The organism is Arthrobacter sp. 05T47 (assembly GCF_056395825.1).
The window spans coordinates 1-2,560 of the sequence record NZ_JBFTKG010000091.1 but is presented as its reverse complement, the minus strand read 5'-3'; the positions used below and the strand labels follow the sequence as shown (position 1 = coordinate 2,560).

Below are 2,560 nucleotides of genomic sequence, written 5' to 3'. Positions count from 1 at the left end.
ACCCACAAACCATCCGACCCGCCCCCACCAGAACCCGGAGCGCACGAAACGCCGACCAGATCCGGTCTTGAAATTTAGGGGATTGGCCGCCTCCGGTTCCCAGCATTTCCGCTGGTCTCCCTCTCGGCGACTTAGAAAACAATACACCCACCACGCCCCCACCGCAAACCCACCCCCACACACCCCCACCACCACCCCAAAACCCCCAAAACCCGCGGCCAAACGCGGGCCCGGATGCGGCAAACACGCCCCGGTTGCCATCCGGTGGCCTTGTATCCTCCATCACACGTCTGCCCCACGGTCGGCACCACCGAATGGGCGGGATACTGCCGGCACCGAGAGACGGGCGTCGCTGCACCGAGATGCGTTCCAGCGCCAGGGCGTCGCATGGCGTGAAGCTGCTGCCCTGAAGGAAGTCGGGCTTACCAACCGTCCCCGGGAGACCAGGAGCAGCAGCTTGTCGCTGCTCCTCCGGCCATCGTCCTCACGCTCCTCGACGCTGTCATGGGCCTGTGCCGTCTGATTTCGGGAGTGGCGGGACGGACGGCTCGGACTCGCCGACGCCGGCAGCTGCCGACGCCCCGCCCCGTGGTGCGGGATGGTGAAAGCCAAAAGAGTGCGCCAGCCGCGGATATCGACGACTCCATCCGGTTGTTCCGGACCAGGAACCGTGGCCCGTGGTCTCTTTCGTCCTCAAGCCGTCCGGTTTCGAGCCGGGCGCCGCAGGTCACTGGAGAATAGGACCCCGGGCGTATGAACCGAACCGGACGTGCTTTCGGCATCGCTTGCTGTGGCCGGCCCCGCCAAGGCGAAGTGATCCACGGAGAGCTAGCGGCGGAATCGATCACAACCCGGCCCCCGGAAAATGCACATCGCATACCGCTGCTGGAACCCGGGAACAGTAGCGGCCTCACCGCATACCGTGCTGCGTCGAGTGATACTTGGCCATAGACAGCCGTCTCCTCCGACTTCTTCTAGGGTGTTCAATTGACGCAGAGTTTCAAGGGTGGGCTGGAGAGGCCTGGAAAGCTCATGAGAGTATCCGGCCCCTGGGTCGTGGTAATTCCTAAAAGTTCGCACATCGAATTCCAGGTGAGGTTTCGTTGGTTGGGGCGCTTCTTCGGCCCATGGCGGGTGGAGCGCCCCACCATTCGAGAGGTAACGTAAACCCCCGAAAGCCCTGGCGACGTGGATCACGGTGAATCTCCTGGCGGATGAACATATGCCGTTGTCATTCTTGACCGAACGCCCCTCTGATGGCTTGGAGTGCCTCGAGCGCATGGGCTACCCGTTCGAGCCGAAAAGTAGTGCCCGCTGCGCCGACCGGCGCGACAACAGCAGATCCGCGCGCTGCAGGGCGGCTAAGSCGAAATCCTAGGATCGGCCCTGCAGTGATTCGTCTTGGCCGGAGTCAGCCAGCGTGATCCCTGCGACAGACCAGTTCTCCCTGGGCAATTCCTGGAGGGTGACTCTGATGGTGTCCGGCCGCATTTCCATGACGCGCGCATACGTTGCCGTCAGTTCCGAGAGCAGCTCGCGTTTCTTGGCAGTTGTAGAAGGGCTGGCGTTGAGAATCTGGATAAGTGGCATGGTTCAGTCTTGCATTGGCCGTTTCGCTTCCAGGAGTAGCTGCCCCAGGCCGGCGAAGTCGGTGTGTGAACTTGGCGACGTTCCTCTGAGCGTGCAGTATCCGACGGCGGCGATTCAGTTCTTCCTCTCCCGGTGGCCGGGAGGGGCCTGCGGGCCTCCCGGTAGGGTGTGGGGCCGGTTGGCGTGGTCCCGGGGCACTGGTGTCGGCTTCCGGCGGCGGGAGGGCCGGGGCCGTTTGGCGGGGGTCCTGGCCGGCGGCAGCGGGCCGGGGTCCGGCGGCGGCGGCGTCCGGGGTTTGCTGGCCGGCGGCGGCCGCGGGGTCGGTTCCTCGCGGCAGCGCGGTTCTGGCGGCAGCGGGGTCGTGGCCGGCGTCCTGGCCATCCGGCCCCGGCTGGACGCTCAAAAACGAAGTGGGGGATTAAATGCGGGAGGACCCCCAACATGTGTTGGGGGTCCTCGACCGTTAATGRTGTTCCGGCGGTGACCTACTCTCCCACACCCTCCCGGGTGCAGTACCATCGGCGCTGTGGGTCTTAGCTTCCGGGTTCGGGATGGGACCGGGCGTTTCCCCCACGCTATGACCGCCGTAACCCTTGCTCCGCCACCGCCKGTTGCCGGGGGTGGGGAAATCTTTGTGGTTACAACATGTGCTCTGCGGTTTTCACCGCAGGTGTGGTGTTGTTATTCAGTTGTGGGTTCTCAAGCAACGGGTTTGTTGGTTGGGAACCACATAGTGGACGCAAGCAGTCTTGTTTCTTTGTACCAYCCCTTGGTGCGAACCCCTTTTGAAACGGGTTCGCGGGATGGTGTGTGGTGTAAGTTATCGGCCTATTAGTACCGGTCAGCTTCACGAGTCGTTAGTCCTCGCTTCCACATCCGGCCTATCAACCCAGTGGTCTGGCTGGGGGCCTCTCACACACAAGGTGTATGGAAATCTCGTGTATGGAAATCTCATCTCGAAGCGAGCTTC

Annotated in this window: 1 protein-coding gene and 2 rRNA genes; all 3 read right to left on the bottom strand. The window is 63.1% G+C overall.

All coding sequences use genetic code 11. The annotated features are described in order from the left end of the window. Positions 1-1,374 precede the first annotated feature (1,374 nt). Positions 1,375-1,590: a tautomerase family protein gene (locus AC1DEY_RS22810; RefSeq protein WP_476869986.1), complete on the bottom strand. Its 216-nt coding sequence runs from the start codon at positions 1,588-1,590 to the stop codon at positions 1,375-1,377. Between the two features lie 472 nt (positions 1,591-2,062). After that, a 5S ribosomal RNA gene (gene rrf, locus AC1DEY_RS22805) occupies positions 2,063-2,179 on the bottom strand. A gap of 221 nt (positions 2,180-2,400) precedes the next feature. Further along, positions 2,401-2,560, bottom strand: a 23S ribosomal RNA gene (locus AC1DEY_RS22800); the annotation flags it as partial.